The organism is Streptococcus sp. CL9.43, assembly GCF_049737935.1.
Classification (GTDB): domain Bacteria; phylum Bacillota; class Bacilli; order Lactobacillales; family Streptococcaceae; genus Streptococcus; species Streptococcus infantis_I.
In genome coordinates this window covers 307781-327087 of the sequence record NZ_JBKOTS010000003.1, presented here as the reverse complement: position 1 = coordinate 327087, position 19307 = coordinate 307781, and the positions used below count along the sequence as shown (strand labels likewise).

The 19307-nt window shown below is 40.5% G+C and carries 19 protein-coding genes, 1 tRNA gene and 1 other RNA gene; 20 read left to right on the top strand and 1 reads right to left on the bottom strand.

The annotated features are described in order from the left end of the window. Positions 1–4 precede the first annotated feature (4 nt). The 14 genes from ACLNCS_RS06930 to ACLNCS_RS06865 all read left to right on the top strand — a co-directional run bounded on the left by ACLNCS_RS06930 (position 5) and on the right by ACLNCS_RS06865 (position 10227). Positions 5–78, top strand: a tRNA-Asn gene (locus tag ACLNCS_RS06930). Between the two features lie 198 nt (positions 79–276). Beyond that, a complete protein-coding gene (gene comW / locus ACLNCS_RS06925; protein WP_006149115.1) occupies positions 277–513 on the top strand; it encodes a sigma(X)-activator ComW in 237 nt (78 codons plus the stop codon). A gap of 240 nt (positions 514–753) precedes the next feature. Beyond that, on the top strand, positions 754–2040 hold the full coding sequence (locus ACLNCS_RS06920) for an adenylosuccinate synthase (protein ID WP_004250345.1): 1287 nt from the start codon (positions 754–756) through the stop codon (positions 2038–2040). Positions 2041–2238: 198 nt separating this feature from the next. After that, positions 2239–2706, top strand: coding sequence for a tRNA adenosine(34) deaminase TadA (gene tadA, locus ACLNCS_RS06915; RefSeq protein ID WP_004250346.1), 468 nt, complete (start codon positions 2239–2241; stop codon positions 2704–2706). 32 nt (positions 2707–2738) lie between these two features. Next, positions 2739–2837, top strand: an RNA gene (gene ffs, locus ACLNCS_RS06910) — signal recognition particle sRNA small type. A 53-nt stretch (positions 2838–2890) separates the two neighbouring features. Next, complete coding sequence (locus ACLNCS_RS06905; RefSeq protein ID WP_004250347.1) at positions 2891–3334, top strand: dUTP diphosphatase; 444 nt, start codon at positions 2891–2893, stop codon at positions 3332–3334. Continuing rightward, positions 3285–3851, top strand: a complete 567-nt coding sequence (locus ACLNCS_RS06900) for a histidine phosphatase family protein (protein ID WP_033630843.1) — start codon at positions 3285–3287, stop codon at positions 3849–3851. Before ACLNCS_RS06905 ends, ACLNCS_RS06900 begins: the two co-directional genes overlap by 50 nt. A gap of 13 nt (positions 3852–3864) precedes the next feature. Beyond that, positions 3865–5226: a DNA repair protein RadA gene (gene radA, locus ACLNCS_RS06895; RefSeq protein WP_424847974.1), complete on the top strand. Its 1362-nt coding sequence runs from the start codon at positions 3865–3867 to the stop codon at positions 5224–5226. A gap of 71 nt (positions 5227–5297) precedes the next feature. After that, on the top strand, positions 5298–5993 hold the full coding sequence (locus ACLNCS_RS06890) for a TIGR00266 family protein (RefSeq protein WP_195184404.1): 696 nt from the start codon (positions 5298–5300) through the stop codon (positions 5991–5993). Between the two features lie 162 nt (positions 5994–6155). Beyond that, positions 6156–6650: a beta-class carbonic anhydrase gene (locus ACLNCS_RS06885; protein WP_004250355.1), complete on the top strand. Its 495-nt coding sequence runs from the start codon at positions 6156–6158 to the stop codon at positions 6648–6650. A gap of 215 nt (positions 6651–6865) precedes the next feature. Further along, a complete protein-coding gene (locus ACLNCS_RS06880) occupies positions 6866–7834 on the top strand; it encodes a ribose-phosphate diphosphokinase (RefSeq protein ID WP_061863755.1) in 969 nt (322 codons plus the stop codon). A 270-nt stretch (positions 7835–8104) separates the two neighbouring features. After that, a complete protein-coding gene (abpA, locus tag ACLNCS_RS06875) occupies positions 8105–8737 on the top strand; it encodes an amylase-binding adhesin AbpA (RefSeq protein ID WP_254804367.1) in 633 nt (210 codons plus the stop codon). Positions 8738–8813: 76 nt separating this feature from the next. Beyond that, positions 8814–9656: a class B sortase, LPKTxAVK-specific gene (gene srtB, locus ACLNCS_RS06870; RefSeq protein ID WP_004250360.1), complete on the top strand. Its 843-nt coding sequence runs from the start codon at positions 8814–8816 to the stop codon at positions 9654–9656. A 133-nt stretch (positions 9657–9789) separates the two neighbouring features. Beyond that, complete coding sequence (locus tag ACLNCS_RS06865; protein WP_004250362.1) at positions 9790–10227, top strand: CoA-binding protein; 438 nt, start codon at positions 9790–9792, stop codon at positions 10225–10227. 28 nt (positions 10228–10255) lie between these two features. Here ACLNCS_RS06865 and ACLNCS_RS06860 read toward each other — a convergent pair whose 3' ends face one another. After that, positions 10256–11266: a YeiH family protein gene (locus ACLNCS_RS06860; protein ID WP_004250363.1), complete on the bottom strand. Its 1011-nt coding sequence runs from the start codon at positions 11264–11266 to the stop codon at positions 10256–10258. Positions 11267–11420: 154 nt separating this feature from the next. Here ACLNCS_RS06860 and ACLNCS_RS06855 point away from each other — a divergent pair, with 154 nt between their 5' ends. The 6 genes from ACLNCS_RS06855 to ACLNCS_RS06830 all read left to right on the top strand — a co-directional run bounded on the left by ACLNCS_RS06855 (position 11421) and on the right by ACLNCS_RS06830 (position 19281). Next, entirely contained in the window at positions 11421–12590 is a 1170-nt protein-coding gene (locus ACLNCS_RS06855; RefSeq protein ID WP_414257402.1) for a pyridoxal phosphate-dependent aminotransferase, read from the top strand. Next, the gene (recO, locus tag ACLNCS_RS06850) at positions 12587–13357 is read left to right on the top strand and encodes a DNA repair protein RecO (RefSeq protein ID WP_225749909.1); all 771 of its coding nucleotides are present in this window, start codon (positions 12587–12589) and stop codon (positions 13355–13357) included. The genes ACLNCS_RS06855 and recO overlap by 4 nt, the downstream gene beginning before the upstream one ends. Further along, positions 13354–14346 carry a phosphate acyltransferase PlsX gene (gene plsX / locus ACLNCS_RS06845; RefSeq protein ID WP_225749910.1) on the top strand — a complete coding sequence of 331 codons (993 nt, stop codon included), beginning with the start codon at positions 13354–13356 and terminating at the stop codon, positions 14344–14346. Before recO ends, plsX begins: the two co-directional genes overlap by 4 nt. A gap of 10 nt (positions 14347–14356) precedes the next feature. Then, positions 14357–14593 (top strand): acyl carrier protein, encoded by a 237-nt coding sequence (locus ACLNCS_RS06840; RefSeq protein ID WP_070676964.1) that lies wholly within the window; start codon positions 14357–14359, stop codon positions 14591–14593. A 199-nt stretch (positions 14594–14792) separates the two neighbouring features. Next, positions 14793–15500 (top strand): phosphoribosylaminoimidazolesuccinocarboxamide synthase, encoded by a 708-nt coding sequence (gene purC / locus ACLNCS_RS06835; RefSeq protein ID WP_424847953.1) that lies wholly within the window; start codon positions 14793–14795, stop codon positions 15498–15500. A gap of 55 nt (positions 15501–15555) precedes the next feature. Further along, positions 15556–19281: a phosphoribosylformylglycinamidine synthase gene (locus ACLNCS_RS06830; RefSeq protein ID WP_424847951.1), complete on the top strand. Its 3726-nt coding sequence runs from the start codon at positions 15556–15558 to the stop codon at positions 19279–19281. Positions 19282–19307 lie beyond the last annotated feature (26 nt).

Below are 19307 nucleotides of genomic sequence, written 5' to 3'. Positions count from 1 at the left end.
TTTATCCGCCATAGCTCAGTTGGTAGTAGCGCATGACTGTTAATCATGATGTCGTAGGTTCGAGTCCTACTGGCGGAGTAGTTAAACGTTCTAAGGAACGTTTTTTTGTTTCCTTGGGTTTATTTACGAGAATTTTTCAGTATTTTTTTCATCTATTTTTACTTCTTTTCTTTGTTTTAAGTTTGTTCAGCTTAAAATTTTTACTTTATAGAAATATTTATCTATTTATTTAGCCTTTCTGATAAACTTGTTTTATCAATAAGAAAGGTTTTTTATATGCTTCAAAAATATTACGATCGATCTTTGGTTTTTCTAAAGCAAATCGAAAATGAATATTCAATTTTATTTCAAAGTACTGATGAATGGGAATTACTTCATCTTAAATTTTTACTTTATTATTTAATTCGTTTTAAGATAAAGAATGAGAAGGATTTTCTCCTCTGTCATTTTCGAGCAGCGTACCGGATCTATCTTAATTATCTATTAGGGCAAAATTTAAATTATTCATTTTAATAAAATTTCATTTCATCTATTACGAACAATAATAATTAATTTTAAAAAAATATTTAGATTATGCTAATTTTTTGTATTTTTTTAAATCAAAAGTAAAAGAATTCCCTAATCTTTTCTAGTGTTAATTCTTGATAAAATAGGCTTTTTTTCTTATAATAAATTGTAAGATATTATTGTGGGTGAGACTCCCACCATGTATATGAGAAAGGACGAGCCTTTTGGCTCAGACGAAAATTTATTATGACTTCAGTTGTTGTTGTAGGTACCCAATGGGGTGATGAAGGTAAAGGGAAAATTACAGATTTTCTTTCAGCTAATGCGGAAGTGATTGCTCGTTACCAAGGCGGAGATAATGCAGGTCACACAATTGTTATTGATGGAAAGAAATTTAAATTGCACTTGATTCCTTCAGGTATTTTCTTCCCAGAAAAAATCTCTGTTATTGGTAATGGGATGGTTGTCAACCCTAAATCTCTTGTGAAAGAATTGTCTTATTTGCATGAAGAAGGTGTTACAACAGATAATCTTAGAATTTCTGATCGTGCGCATGTTATTTTGCCTTATCACATTGAGTTAGACCGTCTTCAAGAAGAAGCTAAGGGTGATAACAAGATTGGGACGACAATTAAAGGAATTGGTCCAGCCTATATGGACAAGGCAGCTCGTGTTGGAATTCGTATTGCGGATCTTTTGGATAAAGAAATCTTCCGTGAACGTTTAGAACGTAATCTTGCTGAGAAAAATCGTCAATTTGTAAAATTGTATGATAGTGAACCTATTTCAATTGATGATATTTTTGAAGAATACTATGAGTATGGCCAACAAATCAAGCAATATGTGACTGATACTTCTGTTATCTTGAACGACGCGCTTGATAATGGTAAACGGGTTCTCTTTGAGGGTGCACAAGGTGTCATGTTGGATATTGACCAAGGTACTTATCCATTTGTTACTTCATCAAACCCAGTGGCTGGTGGTGTGACAATTGGTTCTGGAGTAGGTCCAAGCAAGATTGACAAAGTTGTCGGTGTATGTAAGGCTTATACAAGTCGTGTAGGTGATGGTCCTTTCCCAACCGAGCTATTTGATGAAGTTGGTGATCGTATTCGTGAAGTGGGGCATGAGTATGGGACAACTACTGGGCGTCCTCGCCGTGTAGGTTGGTTCGACTCAGTTGTTATGCGTCATAGCCGTCGTGTTTCTGGTATCACAAATCTCTCTTTGAACTCTATTGATGTTTTGAGTGGCTTGGATACAGTAAAAATCTGTGTGGCCTATGATCTTGACGGTCAACGTATTGATTACTACCCAGCTAGTCTCGAACAATTGAAACGTTGTAAACCAATCTACGAAGAATTGCCTGGTTGGTCTGAAGATATCACTGGAGTACGTAATTTGGAAGACCTTCCTGAAAATGCACGCAACTATGTTCGCCGTGTTAGCGAATTGGTGGGTGTTCGTATTTCAACATTCTCAGTAGGTCCTGGTCGTGAACAGACAAATATTTTAGAAAGTGTTTGGTCATAGCAGATTTTTAAGATTTGTTTAAGACAGGTTGGATATACTATAGACAGTTACAAGAAGACCTCCTAACTTGTTGTAACAAATTTCCTAAACTTTTCTTTTTCATAATAATCTCCCTATAAAGTCACCGCATTCGGTGGCTTTTTTTGTGTTGAGAAACATGGTATAATGATAGAATTGATAGCTAGGAAGAGAGAAGAGATGAATTACACGCTTGAAGAAAAAGAAGCTTTTATGAGAGAGGCCTTAAAAGAGGCAGAGATTGCTTTAGAGCATGATGAAATCCCGATTGGTTGTGTAATTGTCAAGGATGGAAAAGTCATTGGGAGAGGACACAATGCTCGAGAGGAGTTGCAACGGGCAGTCATGCATGCGGAAATTATGGCCATAGAGAATGCTAATTTGAGCGAAGAGAGTTGGCGTTTGCTCGATTGTACGCTTTTTGTGACCATAGAGCCGTGTGTCATGTGTAGTGGGGCAATTGGTCTCGCACGGATTCCAAACGTGGTCTACGGGGCTAAAAATCAGAAATTTGGCGCCGCTGGGAGCTTGTACGATATTCTAACAGATGAGAGGCTCAATCACCGTGTGGACGTTGAAACAGGTGTTTTAGAGAATGAGTGCGCAGAGATTATGCAAGACTTTTTCCGAAATCGACGTAAAAAATAATTTCTCTTTAAAAATAGAGGGGAATGTGGTATAATAACTAGTGGAGCAACAGTTCTGCGTGAAGCGGGTCAGGGGAGGAATCCAGCAGCCCTAAGCGAGTGTGAATTGTGTGCTCTTTTTTCGTGCTTTTTTCGAATAAATAAGATAAAATAGCCTAGAATAAAAGATTAAAAAGAGGAATAATATGAAAATTCGTGGTTTTGAATTAGTTTCTAGCTTTACAGATGAAACTTTGTTACCTAAACGAGAGACAGCACACGCAGCTGGCTACGACTTAAAGGTGGCAGAGCGCACAGTGATTGGACCAGGAGAAATCGTCCTCGTCCCAACAGGTGTTAAGGCTTATATGCAGCCGACTGAAGTGCTCTATCTTTATGACCGTTCATCAAATCCTCGTAAAAAAGGTTTGGTCTTGATTAACTCTGTGGGTGTCATTGACGGAGATTATTATGGCAATCCAGGGAATGAGGGACATATCTTTGCACAGATGAAGAATATCACAGATCAAGAAGTTGTTCTTGAAGTTGGAGAACGTGTAGTTCAGGCTGTCTTTGCACCATTTTTAATTGCAGATGGAGATGAGGCAGACGGAGTTCGTACTGGTGGGTTTGGATCAACTGGGCACTAAGATGAAGATTATCTTTGTACGTCATGGAGAGCCAGATTACCGTGAGTTAGAGGAGCGTTCTTATACGGGATTTGGGATAGACTTGGCCCCTTTATCGGTAAAAGGAAGACAACAAGCTCAGGAACTTTGCAAAAATCTTTTGTTTGGCTCAGCTGATATACTGGTGTCTTCTGCAGTGACGCGAGCATTAGAAACGGCTTCTTATGTATCTTGTGCTACTGGGCTTCCTTTGAGAGTGGAGCCATTATTGCATGAATGGCAGGTCTATGAAAGTGGCATAGATAGATTTGAAGAAGCTAGAAGACTATTTTTAGAAAATAATGGGGAGTTGCTCCTAAATTCTCCTGTTCAATATGAGACAGCTGTAGAGATGAAGACTCGTTTTCTAGAATGCATGGCTAAGTATCGGGAACATCAAACTGTGGTAGTTGTAGCCCATCGAATGCTGATACGGCAGTTTGTACCAAATGAGAAGATTGATTTTTGCCAAGTGATTGAATGTGAGATAGAGATATAGAAAGAGGTTTATTATCGCAAAGAAAAAGGCGACATTTGTGTGTCAAAATTGTGAATATAATTCACCAAAGTATTTAGGACGCTGTCCAAACTGTGGAGCTTGGTCTTCTTTTGTTGAGGAGGTTGAGGTTGCAGAAGTCAAGAATGCGCGTGTGTCCTTGACAGGTGAGAAAACCAAGCCCATGAAATTGGCAGAAGTAACTTCTATTAATGTCAATCGAACCAAGACTGAGATGGAGGAATTCAACCGTGTACTCGGTGGAGGTGTGGTGCCAGGGAGTCTCGTCCTAATTGGTGGAGATCCAGGTATTGGAAAATCAACCCTTCTCTTACAAGTATCAACTCAGTTGTCTCAAGTAGGAACAGTTCTCTATGTCAGTGGGGAGGAGTCTGCTCAACAGATCAAACTCCGTGCAGAGCGCTTGGGGGATATTGATAGCGAGTTTTATCTCTATGCTGAGACCAATATGCAGAGCGTGAGAGCTGAGGTGGAGCGAATCCAACCAGACTTTCTTATCATCGATTCGATCCAGACCATTATGTCACCTGAGATTTCAGGGGTGCAAGGCTCTGTTTCCCAAGTACGCGAGGTGACTGCTGAACTCATGCAGCTAGCCAAGACCAATAACATTGCCATCTTTATCGTAGGGCATGTGACCAAGGAAGGAACTTTGGCTGGTCCTCGTATGTTGGAGCATATGGTGGATACGGTGCTTTACTTTGAAGGGGAACGCCACCATACCTTCCGGATTCTGAGAGCAGTCAAAAATCGTTTTGGCTCGACCAACGAGATTGGAATCTTTGAGATGCAATCAGGTGGATTGGTTGAAGTTCTTAATCCTAGTGAAGTATTTCTGGAAGAACGCTTGGATGGAGCGACTGGTTCGTCCATCGTTGTGACAATGGAAGGAACACGTCCAATTCTTGCTGAAGTGCAGGCCTTGGTGACGCCGACCATGTTTGGGAATGCTAAGCGTACGACGACAGGGCTTGATTTCAATCGCGCTAGTCTGATTATGGCTGTCTTGGAGAAACGGGCAGGCTTACTCCTTCAAAATCAGGATGCCTATCTCAAATCAGCTGGTGGTGTCAAATTGGATGAACCTGCTATTGACCTGGCTGTTGCAGTTGCTATTGCTTCGAGCTACAAGGACAAACCAACCAATCCTCAGGAATGTTTTGTAGGAGAGTTGGGCTTGACGGGAGAGATTCGGCGCATAAATCGTATCGAACAACGGATCAATGAAGCTGCTAAGCTTGGATTTACAAAAATCTATGTGCCAAAAAATTCCCTAACAGGTATAAAGCCACCTAAGGAAATTCAGGTGATTGGGGTGACGACTATTCAGGAAGTCTTGAAAAAGGTATTCTCCTAATCGTTATGGTCAGTTTTAGATGACTAATTATTTTATTGCTAACATTTATTAAAAATAAGGAGGAATTTCTGATGAAATTTTCTATGGATAGTCACATGCAGTTTCCTTTGGTAGAGTTGTCGCTCAATCAGGGAGAAACGGTCTTTATTCAGCGTGGTAGCATGGTCTACCACACACCCAATGTAAGTCTCAATACCCAGCTCAATGCAAGCGGTTCTGGTTTGGGACGTTTTGTCAAAGCTGTAGGGCGTTCAATGGTTTCTGGTGAAAGTACCTTTATCACTCAAGCTGTTGCAGAGTCTGACAACGGCAACCTTGCTTTAGCACCAGATACTCCTGGTCAAGTGATTGCTCTTGAGCTAGGCGAAGAGCAATATCGATTGAATGATGGAGCCTTTTTAGCTCTTGATGGTACAGCTTTCTATACAATGGAGCGCCAGTCTATTGGGAAAGCTCTGTTCGGAGGGCAAGGCGGTCTCTTTGTGATGACTACCCAAGGTCAGGGAACTCTTTTGGCCAATGCCTTTGGCTCTATTAAGAAAATTGAGCTACAAAACCAAGAAATAACCATCGACAATGCCCATGTGGTGGCTTGGAGTCAATCTCTGGACTATGATATCCACTTAGAAAATGGCTTCTGGCAGTCTATTGGTACAGGCGAAGGAGTGGTGAATACCTTCCGAGGTACCGGTGAGGTCTATGTACAGAGTCTCAATCTTCAGAGCTTTGCAGGCTCTCTTAACAAGTATATCCAAAAAGGCTCATAATATTAAAAAAACTAGGACAGAAACCCAAGCTAGTTGCTGGATGTCTCTGTCCCAGTTTTTTTATATGAAAGTTGACAGCTGACAAGACAAAGAAAAGATGGTAAGATAGGAGATAAATAATTTGGTGTTCAAATTATCTGGCAGACTAGAAAGTGAGTTGTCATGTCCTATTTTGAAAATTTTTTAAAAGCCAATCAAGCTTATGTAGAACTACATGGAGATTTGCATTTATCCATTAAACCCAAGACCAAGGTAGCAATCGTAACTTGTATGGATTCGCGTCTACACGTTGCGCCAGCTCTGGGGTTAGCTCTGGGAGATGCCCATATTTTACGGAATGCGGGAGGTCGAGTGACTGAGGATATGATTCGCTCACTTGTAATTTCCCAACAACAAATGGGGACAAGAGAAATTGTGGTTCTTCATCATACAGACTGCGGGGCTCAAACCTTCAATAACGAGGATTTTCAAGAGCACCTAAAATGTGAATTGGGAGTCGATGTATCTGGGCAGGACTTTTTACCGTTTCAAGACATCGATGAGAGTGTTCGAGAGGATATGAAATTGCTACGAGAATGCCCCTTAATTCCAGATGATGTTATTATTTCAGGAGCAGTTTACGATGTGGATACAGGTAGTATGAGGGAGATATACTAACTTTCTAATTAAAAGCTTCTGGAGTAGCATGAAGTAGGATGAGAAGGTTGACAAGTTTTACCTTTGATATCACTAATATAAGATAGTATAAGATAAGAGTATAAAAGTCTACTCTTGTCTTATTTTTTATTGAAAAATCGAGAAAAAAGCGCTACAATGGTAGATGGAAAAATGTTGTGAAAAACACAAGTGATACATAAATACCGGAGGAAATCATGTCTTTTTCTGATTTAAAGCTGTTTGCTCTTTCTTCGAATAGAGAATTGGCAGAGCGTGTGGCGCAAGAGATTGGGATAGAGTTGGGAAAATCGACTGTTCGTCAATTTTCAGACGGAGAAATTCAAGTTAATATCGAAGAATCGATCCGTGGAAAACACGTCTTTATTCTACAATCAACTAGCTCACCAGTAAATGATAATCTACTTGAGATTTTGATTATGGTAGACGCTTTGAAGCGCGCCAGTGCAGAATCTGTCAACGTTGTTATGCCTTACTATGGTTATGCACGTCAGGATAGAAAGGCAAGAGCGCGTGAGCCAATCACTTCAAAACTCGTTGCAAATATGCTTGAAGTAGCTGGAGTTGATCGTTTGTTGACAATCGACTTGCACGCAGCACAGATTCAAGGGTTCTTTGATATTCCGGTGGATCACTTGATGGGTGCTCCATTGATTGCGGATTACTTTGAGCGTCGTGGCATGGTTGGTTCTGACTATGTCGTTGTCAGCCCGGACCACGGTGGGGTGACTCGTGCTCGTAAATTAGCAGAATTTTTGAAAACTCCAATTGCCATTATCGACAAGCGTCGTAGTGTAGACAAGATGAATACTAGTGAAGTTATGAATATCATTGGTAAGGTAGAAGGTAAGACTTGTATCTTGATTGACGATATGATTGATACAGCTGGAACCATTTGTCATGCGGCTGATGCTCTAGCAGAAGCAGGAGCTGTTGAAGTTTACGCAAGTTGTACACACCCAGTTCTTTCAGGGCCAGCAATGGAGAATATCCAGAAATCAGCCATTAAAAAATTGGTTGTTTTGGATACTATCTATCTTCCAGAAGAACGTTTGATTGATAAGATTGAACAAATTTCTATCGCTCATCTTTTAGGCGATGCAATCATCCGTATCCACGAAAAACGTCCTCTTTCTCCATTGTTTAGTATCGAGAAGACTATTTAAAATTACAGCTGAAAAAATAAAATATACTCTTAGAAATACAGAACCTAACACTCGCAAAACTCTGCATTGTTCGGATTTCAAACATTTTTATATCAATTATTTCAAGAATTTTATTTGATTTTTGTAATTCGAATGAATTTTACTTGTTTTTACCAGAAAATATAAATTTATTTTTAAAAAAGCTTGACAACTCTAATATATGTGATATAATTTGAGTTAGTAAGGATTATCCTTATAATTAAATTTTAAAATTAAAGAGGAGATAAAACAATGAAGAAAGTTTTATTATCATCAGTAGCAGCTCTTGCAGTATTTTCTGCAGCAGCTCCAGCATTTGCATCTGACAATTCATATAGCTCAAATGCATTGATTCAAAAACACTACGTTTCAGAACGTGATATCGCTGACGAAGCAAACACACAAGTAGCAGCACACGAAGCTGAAATTAACGCTGAAGCTGAAAACGATGCAGCAGTTGTAGCAGCAAAACAAGCTCTTGAAGCATACGGATCAGGTCACCTTTACGGTGATTACGTTGCTAAACTTGAAGCAGCTCGTACTGAAGCACGTAATGTTGTACGCAACAAATATGTAGCTCGCCTTCAAGATGCATACCGTGACACTGCTTATGCTGAAGGTAAATACTGGAACGATGTAACTGGCGTTCAAGACAACAAAACAAAAGACATGCGTGATCAAGAAGATAAAGCTCTTAACCATGGTGTAGCACCTGAGCAAGTATCTCCTGATCAAGCAGCAGCTGACCAAGCAGCAACTCAACCAGAAGGTGGTAAACCAGGTGCTGTAGACCAAGCTAAAAAAGCAGATGCAGCAGCTAAAAAAGCAGGAGCTTCTGCAAAAGCAGGTCAAAAAGCCCTTCCAAAAACACACGCTGTTAAATAATTTATTTATTTGGTGAAGTATACTATCACTGAAACTTTGTTTCAGTGATTTTTTTAGTAAATAACGAGGTAGAAAAATGAGTGGACACTCTAGAACAAAGAAAACACCAATTACTAAAATAATTGCTTCTATCGCAGCAGTAGCTATCGTTGCTTTGGGAGGCTTGTTTATATATAATAACAGCTTCTCAGCATCAAGTGAGAATAAGACGACTGAAACTACCGTTACCCAGGAAGCGTCAAAGCAAGCTTATACTGCTAGCGAGGAAGAAAAGGAATATCTCTCTAATAAATTTAAAGGTTTACTTGCAACAAACTCTGAAACTGTGGGGTATGTATATATTCCGGGTACACAGTTAGATGAACCAGTCGTTCAAACAACGGATAATGCGACTTATTTAGATAAGCGCTTTGATGGAGTTAACGAGCCTTTAATGGGGACAGTCTTTATGGACGCTGATAACAAGAAGGATTTTAGCGATCGATTAACTTGGTTATTTGGTCACGCTCGTGGTAGTAAAGTTCCTGATCACCGTATGTTTAAAGATGTGAACTATTTCAGTCGCCAAGAATATTTTGATGCACACCCTTATGTTGTCATTGAAACTCCAGAGAGAAAGTACTATTATGAAGCTGTTGCCATGATTATTGTTCCAGAAGAAACAGCTTTTTACCGTACTTCTTTTGATGATGATGCAGATTTTGAGAAACAGCTAACTACTATTTATGATACTGCAGAGGTTAAGAAACCAAATGTCAAGGTATCAGCTAAGGATAAATATCTTGTGCTTTCTACTTGTCGTGAAGAAGATGATACGATTCGTGCCAATCTCTACCTTCGACAAATTCCTGATTCAGAGTTGAGTGACTTTGTCAAACAACACGGAGAAAGCCTTCAGTATAAACCAACAAGAGAATAATCTTTAAATAAAATCTTTATGATCCTCTTAAAATTAAATGAATAGTTTAATTTTAAGAGGATTTTTTATTTTCATAGCAAATTTCTACAAACCCTTTCAAAATATGCTATACTGATGAAAAAGGAGGGTTTCTATGACTCAAGAATTTATCAATCCAAGTGATGGAGTGATCCGTCGGTATCTAGCAAGCAGTAAAACTCTAGCTGTAGTAGGCTTATCCGATCGTGAGGAAACAACTAGCAATCGAGTGACTAAAGAAATGCAGGCTCGTGGTTATAAAATTATTCCAGTTAACCCTAAAGCTGCAGGTGGCGAGATTTTGGGAGAAAAGGCTTATGCCAGTCTAGCTGAAATTCCTTTCCCTGTAGATATCGTCAATGTCTATCGTCGCAGTGAATTTTTACCTGATGTAGCACGAGACTTTCTCAAGGCGGATGCCAAGATTTTCTGGGCACAATTAGAACTTGAAAGTTTGGAAGCAGCAGAAATCTTGCGTGCTGGGGGATGCGATGACATCGTGATGAACCGTTGTATTAAGAGAGAACATACACGTTTAATTCTTGAACAATAAAAAGGTAGCCTAAAGGCTACCTTTTTTATTAGAAAATACCGATGAGTATTTGCATGCCAAGACTAGTCAGGATGATAGCAATCCAGCAAAGGGCTCCAAGAAGAATGGATTTTCCACTGGATTTGATCATAGCAACGAGGTTGGTTTTGAGACCGATAGCACTCATGGCCATGATAATAAGGAATTTAGAGAGTTGTTTGAGAGGTGCAAAGAAGCTATTGCTAACACCAAAAGAAGTAAGGACGGTAGTTAGCAGAGAAGCTAGGATAAAGTAGAGAATGAAAACGGGGAAGATTTTTTTGAGTTTTACTCCTTGGTTATCACCTTGTTGGCGACTTTGCCAGTATGAGAGAAAGAGAGTAATAGGGATAATAGCTAAGGTACGAGTCAGTTTGACAATAGTAGCAGATTCGAGAGTATTGCTTTGGTAGAGGCTATCCCAGGCGCTAGCTGTGGCTGTTACAGAGGACGTATCGTTGACCGCAGTACCCGCAAAGAGAGCAAAACCTTCGTTGGAAAGATGGAGCCAAGAACCTAGAGTTGGAAAGATAAGAGCTGCCAAGACATTGAAGAAAAAGATAACAGAAATGGCTTGGGCTACTTCTTTTTCCTTGGCGTGAATAACAGGAGCAGTCGCTGCAATGGCAGAACCGCCACAGATAGAAGATCCAACTCCAATCAAGGTAGCTAGCTTTGTATCAAGGTTAAAAAATCGTTGGAAAAAGAAAGCTATAATCAAAGCGATAGAAATAGTCGAAAGGATAACAGGGAGGGAAGATTTTCCAACTGCGAAAACTTGTGAGATATTGAGTCCAAACCCAAGCAAGATAACAGCATATTGAAGCAGTTTTTTGGAGCTATAAGTCAAGCCGGCATCCAGTTGTTTATAAGAAGTGAGAAAGGGATGGAGAATCATTCCGATAAAAATGGCGAAAACAGGTGCTCCCACAACAGGCAGAAAGCCTCCTAAAACCCAAGAGATGATAGAAATGATTAGACAGACTAGCAGTCCTGCCCAATTTTTTGATAGAAATGACATAAAAACCTCCGAAAATAAATACTACTTATTATAATCTTATCTGTCAGAAAAGTAAAATAGAAAGTAGGAATAAGGTTGTAAATTAACGGAATTTTGCGGTCAGAGAGCTTTTGTAGTATAATAGATATATGTTCTTTGATCAAGGAGGATATATATGGACTTAACCAAACGCTTTAATAAACAATTAGATAAGATACAAGTTTCCTTGATTCGTCAATTTGACCAGGCTATTTCAGAGATTCCTGGTGTCCTGCGATTGACCTTGGGAGAACCAGATTTTACAACGCCAGATCATGTCAAGGAAGCTGCAAAGCGAGCCATTGATCAAGATCAATCCTACTATACAGGTATGAGTGGTTTGTTGACATTGCGTCAGGCGGCGAGTGATTTTGTAAAAGAGAAATATCAGCTGGACTACAATCCAGAGAATGAAATCTTGGTCACAATTGGTGCGACAGAGGCTCTATCAGCCACTCTGACAGCTATTTTGGAGGAAGGAGACAAGGTTCTCTTGCCAGCTCCTGCCTATCCTGGCTATGAGCCAATAGTTAATCTAGTTGGTGCAGAGATTGTCGAGATTGATACGACTGAGAATGGTTTTGTCTTAACTCCAGAAATGCTAGAAAAAGCGATTTTAGAGCAAGGTGACAAGCTCAAGGCAGTTATTCTCAACTATCCAGCCAACCCTACAGGAATTACTTATAGTCGCGAGCAATTAGAAGCCTTGGCAGCTGTTTTACGCAAGTATGAGATTTTCGTAGTCTGTGATGAAGTCTACTCAGAATTGACCTATACAGGGGAAAATCATGTATCTTTGGGAACTATGTTGAGAGATCAGGCAATTATCATTAACGGTCTTTCTAAATCCCATGCCATGACAGGTTGGCGTTTAGGTTTTATCTTTGCACCAGCAAACTTCACAGCTCAACTCATCAAGAGTCATCAGTATTTGGTAACTGCTGCAAACACCATGGCACAACATGCTGCGGTGGAAGCATTGACAGCTGGTAAAGATGATGCAGAACCCATGAAGAAGGAATATATCCAGCGTCGGGACTACATTATCGACAAGATGACTGACCTCGGCTTTGAGATTATCAAACCAGATGGGGCTTTTTATATCTTTGCTAAGATTCCGGCAGGCTATAATCAAGATTCCTTTGCTTTTCTGAAGGATTTTGCCCAGAAGAAGGCTGTTGCTTTTATTCCTGGTGCTGCCTTTGGTCAGTATGGAGAGGGCTATGTTCGCCTATCTTATGCAGCTAGCATGGGAACCATCAGAGAAGCTATGAAACGACTTGAGGAGTACATGAGAGAAGCATGATTCAATCGATTACGAGTCAGGGTTTAGTACTTTACAATCGAAATTTTCGAGAGGATGATAAGCTTGTTAAAATCTTTACAGAACAGGCAGGGAAGCGCATGTTTTTTGTCAAACACGCCGGCCAATCCAAACTAGCTCCTGTCATTCAACCTTTAGTCTTAGCCCATTTTCTCCTAAAAGTCAATGACGATGGACTTAGTTATATAGAAGATTATCATGAGGTGAAGACTTTTCCGAAAATCAATAGTGACCTCTTTGTTATGGCTTATGCGACTTACGTTGCAGCCTTGGCAGATGCGAGTTTGCAGGATAACCAAGAAGACGCTCCCTTATTTGCTTTTTTGCAAAAGACTTTAGAGCTGATGGAAGAGGGTCTGGATTATCAAGTTTTGACCAATATTTTTGAAATTCAAATATTGACACGTTTTGGAATCAGTCTCAACTTTAATGAGTGTACCTTTTGTCATCGTGTGGGGCAAGCCTTTGACTTTTCATTCAAATACGGGGCTTGTCTTTGTCCCGATCATTACCATGAAGATGAGAAACGATGTCATCTAAATCCCAATATTCCTTATCTGCTCAATCAATTTCAAGCCATTGATTTTGAGACCTTGGAGACTATCTCACTTAAGGCCGAAATCAAGCAAGACTTGCGCAAGTTTATGGACCAAATCTACGAGGAATATGTCGGCATTCATCTAAAATCAAAGAAATTTATTGATTCCCTAGCCGACTGGGGACAACTACTGAAAGAGGAAGACAAATGAAAAAAATCGCAGTTGATGCAATGGGTGGCGATTACGCACCACAAGCTATTGTAGAGGGAGTTAATCAAGCCCTTGCTGACTTTTCAGATATTGAAGTCCAACTTTATGGAGATGAAAGCAAAATCAAGCAATATCTAACAGCTACAGAGCGCGTCAGCATTATCCATACGGATGAAAAAATCGACTCAGATGATGAGCCTACAAAAGCCATCCGCAAGAAGAAAAATTCCAGCATGGTATTGGCAGCTAAGGCTGTCAAAGATGGAGAGGCAGACGCAGTTCTTTCTGCAGGAAATACAGGTGCCTTGTTAGCAGCAGGATTCTTCATCGTTGGTCGTATCAAAAATATCGATCGACCAGGTCTTATGTCAACCTTGCCAACTATTGATGGAAAAGGTTTTGATATGCTTGACCTTGGTGCTAATGCAGAAAATACAGCTCATCACCTGCATCAATACGCTATCTTGGGTTCCTTCTATGCTAGAAATGTTCGTGGTATTGAAAAACCTCGTGTAGGTTTGCTTAATAACGGGACAGAGAGCAGCAAGGGAGATCCACTTCGCAAGGAAGCCTATGACCTATTAGTGGCTGACGAGAGTTTGAATTTCGTCGGGAACGTGGAAGCGCGTGATTTAATGGATGGTGTTGCCGATGTAGTCGTAACAGATGGTTTCACGGGAAACGCTGTGCTCAAAGCTATTGAAGGGACTGCTATGGGTATCATGGGCTTGCTTAAAAATGCTATTGTAGGTGGCGGTCTTAGAGCTAAGCTAGGAGCTTTCCTTCTTAAGGATAACCTCAGAGGTTTGAAAAAACAGCTCAACTATTCAGATGTTGGAGGCGCGGTTCTGTTTGGTGTTAAAGCACCAGTAGTTAAGACTCATGGTTCAAGTGATGCCAAGGCTGTCTATAGCACAATACGCCAGATTCGTACCATGCTTGAGACAGATGTAGTTGCTCAAACTGCGCGTGAATTTTCAGAGGAATAAGGAGAACAATATGACAGAACAACAAATTTTTGACCGTATCGTAACCATCATTCAAGAGCGTCAAGGAGAGGACTTTGTAGTTACTGAAAACTTGAGTTTAAAGGATGATTTAGATGCTGATTCAGTAGATTTGATGGAATTTATTCTAACAGTTGAGGATGAATTTGGAATCGAGATCAGTGATGAAGAAATTGACAACCTCCAAAGTGTTGCAGACGTATTAGCAATCATCAAAAATAGAATATAAGAAAAAGCAACATGCTGGTCATGTTGCTTTTTTGATTGTGTGAAGTTTGAATGATTGTGGTCTGGTTATCTAAATAGTCTGATTTGATTTTTTTCTAAATGTTTTAGAGTGAAGAATACGTTTACGTTCGTAAAACATTTGATTTATGCTTATTTTTGTGTTAGAATGAGGCAAAGTAATACGAAAGGCGAATAATAAAATGTCCAGCAAACTTATTTATACGGGAAAAGCTAAAGATATCTATACTACAGAAGACGAACATGTGATTAGGTCCGTTTATAAGGACCAAGCTACCATGCTTAATGGTGCTCGTAAAGAGACCATCGAAGGCAAAGGTGTGCTCAATAATCAGATTTCGTCTCTTATTTTTGAAAAATTGAATGCTGCAGGTGTGGCTACTCACTTTATCGAACGTATCTCTGATACAGAACAACTTAACAAGAAGGTTTCAATCATTCCTTTGGAGGTTGTGCTTCGTAACGTGACTGCGGGTTCTTTCTCAAAACGTTTCGGTGTGGAAGAAGGTTTGGACTTGAAAACTCCTATCGTTGAATTTTACTACAAAAACGATGAGTTGGATGATCCATTTATTAATGATGAGCATGTGAAGTTCTTGGATATTGCCAACGATGAGCAAATTGCTTATATCAAGGAAGAAACGCGTCGTATCAATGAATTGCTGAAAGATTGGTTTGCACAAATTGGTCTTCGTTTGATTGACTTCAAATTGGAATTCGGTTTTGATAAGGATGGCAAAATTATCTTGGCAGACGAATTCTCACCAGATAACTGCCGCCTTTGGGATGCTGAAGGGCACCATATGGACAAGGATGTTTTCCGTAGAGATTTGGGCAGTCTAACGGATGTTTATAAGGTTGTGTTAGAGAAATTGCAGGGATTGAAGTAGAGTTTTACTTGGTCGTCACTACAATCTTTAAGTAGAAATAGATAAAGGAACTAAAATGGATAAACGTATTTTCGTTGAGAAAAAAGCTGATTTTCGTGTCAAATCTGATTCTTTAGTAAAAGAATTACAGCATAATCTTCAGTTGAAAACTTTAAATGATCTTCGGATTGTTCAGGTTTATGATGTTTTTAATTTGGCAGAGGACTTGTTTGCGCGTGCGGAAAAACATATCTTCTCTGAGCAGGTGACCGATACTGTTTTGGATGAAGCTGAGGTTAAGGCTGATCTTGAGAAGTATGCTTTCTTTGCTATCGAAAGTTTGCCTGGTCAATTTGACCAACGTGCGGCATCTTCACAGGAAGCTTTGCTGTTGCTTGGTAGCTCAAGTGATGTAATGGTAAATACAGCACAACTTTACTTGGTCAATAAGGATATTGATGCGAATGAATTGGAAGCTGTTAAAAACTATCTCTTGAACCCAGTGGATTCTCGTTTCAAAGACATCACTCTTGGTATTGCCAAACAGGATTTCTCTGAGTCTGACAAGACCATTCCAAACTTGGATTTCTTTGAAACTTATACAGCAGAAGATTTTGCACAGTACAAGGCTGAGCAAGGATTGGCCATGGAAGTGGATGACCTTCTTTTCATTCAAGATTACTTCAAGTCTATTGGACGTGTGCCAACTGAGACTGAGTTGAAGGTTTTGGATACTTACTGGTCTGACCACTGCCGTCACACGACTTTCGAGACTGAGTTGAAAAACATTGACTTCTCAGCTTCTAAATTTGAAAAACAATTGCAAGCGACTTATGACAAGTATATCGCCATGCGTGATGAGTTGGGACGTACAGAAAAACCTCAAACCTTGATGGATATGGCGACTATTTTTGGGCGTTATGAGCGCGCAAATGGTCGTTTGGACGACATGGAAGTGTCTGATGAGATCAATGCCTGCTCAGTTGAAATTGAGGTGGATGTCAATGGTGTCAAAGAACCATGGCTTCTCATGTTCAAGAACGAAACCCATAACCACCCAACGGAAATCGAACCTTTTGGTGGAGCGGCTACTTGTATCGGTGGTGCCATTCGTGACCCATTGTCAGGTCGTTCCTACGTTTACCAAGCCATGCGTATTTCAGGTGCGGGCGATATTACAGCTCCAATTTCAGAAACTCGCGCTGGTAAATTGCCACAACAAGTGATTTCTAAAACAGCGGCTCACGGTTATTCTTCATATGGTAACCAAATTGGTCTTGCAACAACTTATGTTCGTGAATACTTCCACCCAGGTTTCGTTGCTAAGCGTATGGAGCTAGGTGCCGTTGTCGGTGCGGCTCCTAAGGAAAATGTTGTCCGTGAAAAACCTGAAGCAGGTGATGTGATTATCTTGCTCGGTGGTAAGACTGGACGTGATGGTGTCGGTGGTGCGACAGGTTCATCTAAAGTTCAAACGGTTGAATCTGTTGAAACAGCTGGTGCTGAGGTTCAAAAAGGGAATGCCATCGAAGAACGTAAGATCCAACGTCTTTTCCGTAATGGAGAAGTGACACGTCTGATCAAGAAATCAAATGACTTTGGTGCTGGTGGCGTCTGCGTAGCGATCGGTGAATTGGCTGATGGACTTGAAATTGATCTAGACAAAGTACCATTGAAATATCAAGGCTTGAACGGTACCGAAATTGCCATCTCTGAATCTCAAGAGCGTATGGCTGTGGTAGTTCGTCCAGAAGATGTAGATGCCTTCATTGCAGCATGTAACAAAGAAAATATTGATGCAGTTGTCGTTGCAACAGTGACTGAAAAACCAAATCTTGTTATGCACTGGAATGGCGAAACCATCGTTGATTTGGAACGTCGTTTCCTTGATACAAACGGTGTACGTGTAGTTGTGGATGCTAAGGTAGTTGACAAGGATGTCAAGCTTCCAGAAGAACGTCAAACATCTGCCGAAACCCTTGAAGCTGATACTCTTGAAGTCTTGGCTGATCTTAACCATGCCAGTCAAAAAGGGTTGCAAACTATCTTTGATAGCTCAGTTGGTCGTTCAACAGTCAATCACCCACTTGGTGGTCGCTACCAAATTACACCAACTGAAGCTTCTGTACAGAAATTGCCAGTCCAACATGGTGTGACAACGACTGCTTCTGTTATGGCGCAAGGGTTCAACCCTTATGTAGCAGAATGGTCTCCATATCATGGTGCTGCTTATGCGGTCATCGAAGCAACTGCTCGTTTGGTTGCTGCTGGTGCAAACTGGTCTAAGGCTCGTTTCTCTTATCAAGAATACTTCGAGCGTATGGATAAACAAGCAGAGCGTTTTGGTCAACCAGTAGCTGCTCTTCTTGGATCCATTGAAACTCAGATTCAACTTGGTTTGCCATCTATCGGTGGTAAAGACTCTATGTCTGGTACCTTTGAAGAATTGACCGTACCACCAACCTTGGTTGCTTTTGGTGTGACAACTGCAGATAGCCGTAAGGTTCTTTCTCCAGAATTCAAAGCTGCTGGTGAAAATATTTACTACATCCCAGGTCAAGCTTTGGCACAAGAAATTGACTTCGATCTTATCAAGTCTAACTTTGCTCAGTTTGAAGCCATCCAAGCTGACCACAATGTGACAGCTGCATCAGCTGTTAAATATGGTGGTGTCCTTGAAGCTCTTGCCCTTGCAACATTTGGTAACCATATCGGTGCCACTGTAACCCTTGAAAATATTGAGACTGTTTTGACAGCTCAATTAGGTGGATTCATCTTCACATCGCCTGAAGAAATTACGGGAGTTAACAAGATTGGACAAACAACTGCTGACTTTACACTTACTGTCAATGGTGTAACGCTTGATGGACACAAACTTGACAGTGCTTTCCAAGGTAAATTGGAAGAGGTTTACCCAACGGAATTTGCACAGGCAACTGAGTTGGAAGAAGTACCTGCTGTGGCATCAGATGCTGTTGTCAAAGCTAAAGAAACAGTTGAGACACCAGTAGTTTACATCCCAGTGTTCCCAGGTACTAACTCTGAGTACGATTCAGCTAAGGCCTTTGAAAAAGAAGGTGCAAAAGTCAACTTAGTACCATTTGTCACATTGAATGAAGAGGCAATTGTCAAGTCTGTTGACACAATGGTTGACAATATCGAAAAAGCGAACATTATCTTCTTTGCAGGTGGCTTCTCAGCCGCTGACGAACCCGATGGATCAGCTAAATTTATCGTGAACATCTTGCTCAATGAAAAAGTGCGTGCAGCCATTGATAGCTTCATCGAAGGTGGTGGTTTGATTATCGGTATCTGTAATGGATTCCAAGCTCTTGTCAAATCAGGTCTCCTTCCATATGGTAACTTTGAAGATGCAAACAGTACTAGTCCAACCCTCTTCTACAATGATGCCAACCAACACGTGGCTAAGATGGTTGAAACACGTATTGCCAATACGAACTCACCATGGCTTGCTGGCGTGAAAGTTGGTGACATCCATGCCATCCCAGTATCACACGGTGAAGGTAAGTTTGTCGTGACAGCTGAGGAATTTGCAGAACTTCGTGACAATGGTCAAATCTTTAGCCAATACGTTGACTTCGAAGGCAAACCAAGCATGAATTCTAAATACAATCCTAACGGTTCTGTCAATGCGATTGAAGGTATCACAAGTAAGAATGGTCAAATCATCGGTAAGATGGGACACTCAGAACGTTTCGAAGACGGTCTTTTCCAAAATATTCCAGGAAATAAAGACCAACACCTCTTTGCGTCAGCGGTTAAATACTTTACTGGAAAATAGGCTTTGCAGATTTTCTAATAGATAAC

Excerpts from the sequence above, each read along its gene's own strand:
- abpA (WP_254804367.1), top strand. The coding sequence starts at position 8,105 with ATGAAGAAAGTTTTATTATCATCAGTAGCAGCTCTTGCAGTATTTTCT.
- ACLNCS_RS06855 (WP_414257402.1), top strand. The coding sequence starts at position 11,421 with ATGGACTTAACCAAACGCTTTAATAAACAATTAGATAAGATACAAGTT.
- ACLNCS_RS06880 (WP_061863755.1), top strand. The coding sequence starts at position 6,866 with ATGTCTTTTTCTGATTTAAAGCTGTTTGCTCTTTCTTCGAATAGAGAA.
- ACLNCS_RS06900 (WP_033630843.1), top strand. The coding sequence starts at position 3,285 with ATGAGGCAGACGGAGTTCGTACTGGTGGGTTTGGATCAACTGGGCACT.
- ACLNCS_RS06885 (WP_004250355.1), top strand. The coding sequence starts at position 6,156 with ATGTCCTATTTTGAAAATTTTTTAAAAGCCAATCAAGCTTATGTAGAA.
- ACLNCS_RS06865 (WP_004250362.1), top strand. The coding sequence starts at position 9,790 with ATGACTCAAGAATTTATCAATCCAAGTGATGGAGTGATCCGTCGGTAT.
- ACLNCS_RS06905 (WP_004250347.1), top strand. The coding sequence starts at position 2,891 with ATGAAAATTCGTGGTTTTGAATTAGTTTCTAGCTTTACAGATGAAACT.
- srtB (WP_004250360.1), top strand. The coding sequence starts at position 8,814 with ATGAGTGGACACTCTAGAACAAAGAAAACACCAATTACTAAAATAATT.
- tadA (WP_004250346.1), top strand. The coding sequence starts at position 2,239 with ATGAATTACACGCTTGAAGAAAAAGAAGCTTTTATGAGAGAGGCCTTA.
- ACLNCS_RS06860 (WP_004250363.1), bottom strand. The coding sequence starts at position 11,266 with ATGTCATTTCTATCAAAAAATTGGGCAGGACTGCTAGTCTGTCTAATC.
- ACLNCS_RS06840 (WP_070676964.1), top strand. The coding sequence starts at position 14,357 with ATGACAGAACAACAAATTTTTGACCGTATCGTAACCATCATTCAAGAG.
- comW (WP_006149115.1), top strand. The coding sequence starts at position 277 with ATGCTTCAAAAATATTACGATCGATCTTTGGTTTTTCTAAAGCAAATC.
- ACLNCS_RS06890 (WP_195184404.1), top strand. The coding sequence starts at position 5,298 with ATGAAATTTTCTATGGATAGTCACATGCAGTTTCCTTTGGTAGAGTTG.
- plsX (WP_225749910.1), top strand. The coding sequence starts at position 13,354 with ATGAAAAAAATCGCAGTTGATGCAATGGGTGGCGATTACGCACCACAA.
- purC (WP_424847953.1), top strand. The coding sequence starts at position 14,793 with ATGTCCAGCAAACTTATTTATACGGGAAAAGCTAAAGATATCTATACT.
- recO (WP_225749909.1), top strand. The coding sequence starts at position 12,587 with ATGATTCAATCGATTACGAGTCAGGGTTTAGTACTTTACAATCGAAAT.
- ACLNCS_RS06920 (WP_004250345.1), top strand. The coding sequence starts at position 754 with ATGACTTCAGTTGTTGTTGTAGGTACCCAATGGGGTGATGAAGGTAAA.
- ACLNCS_RS06830 (WP_424847951.1), top strand. The coding sequence starts at position 15,556 with ATGGATAAACGTATTTTCGTTGAGAAAAAAGCTGATTTTCGTGTCAAA.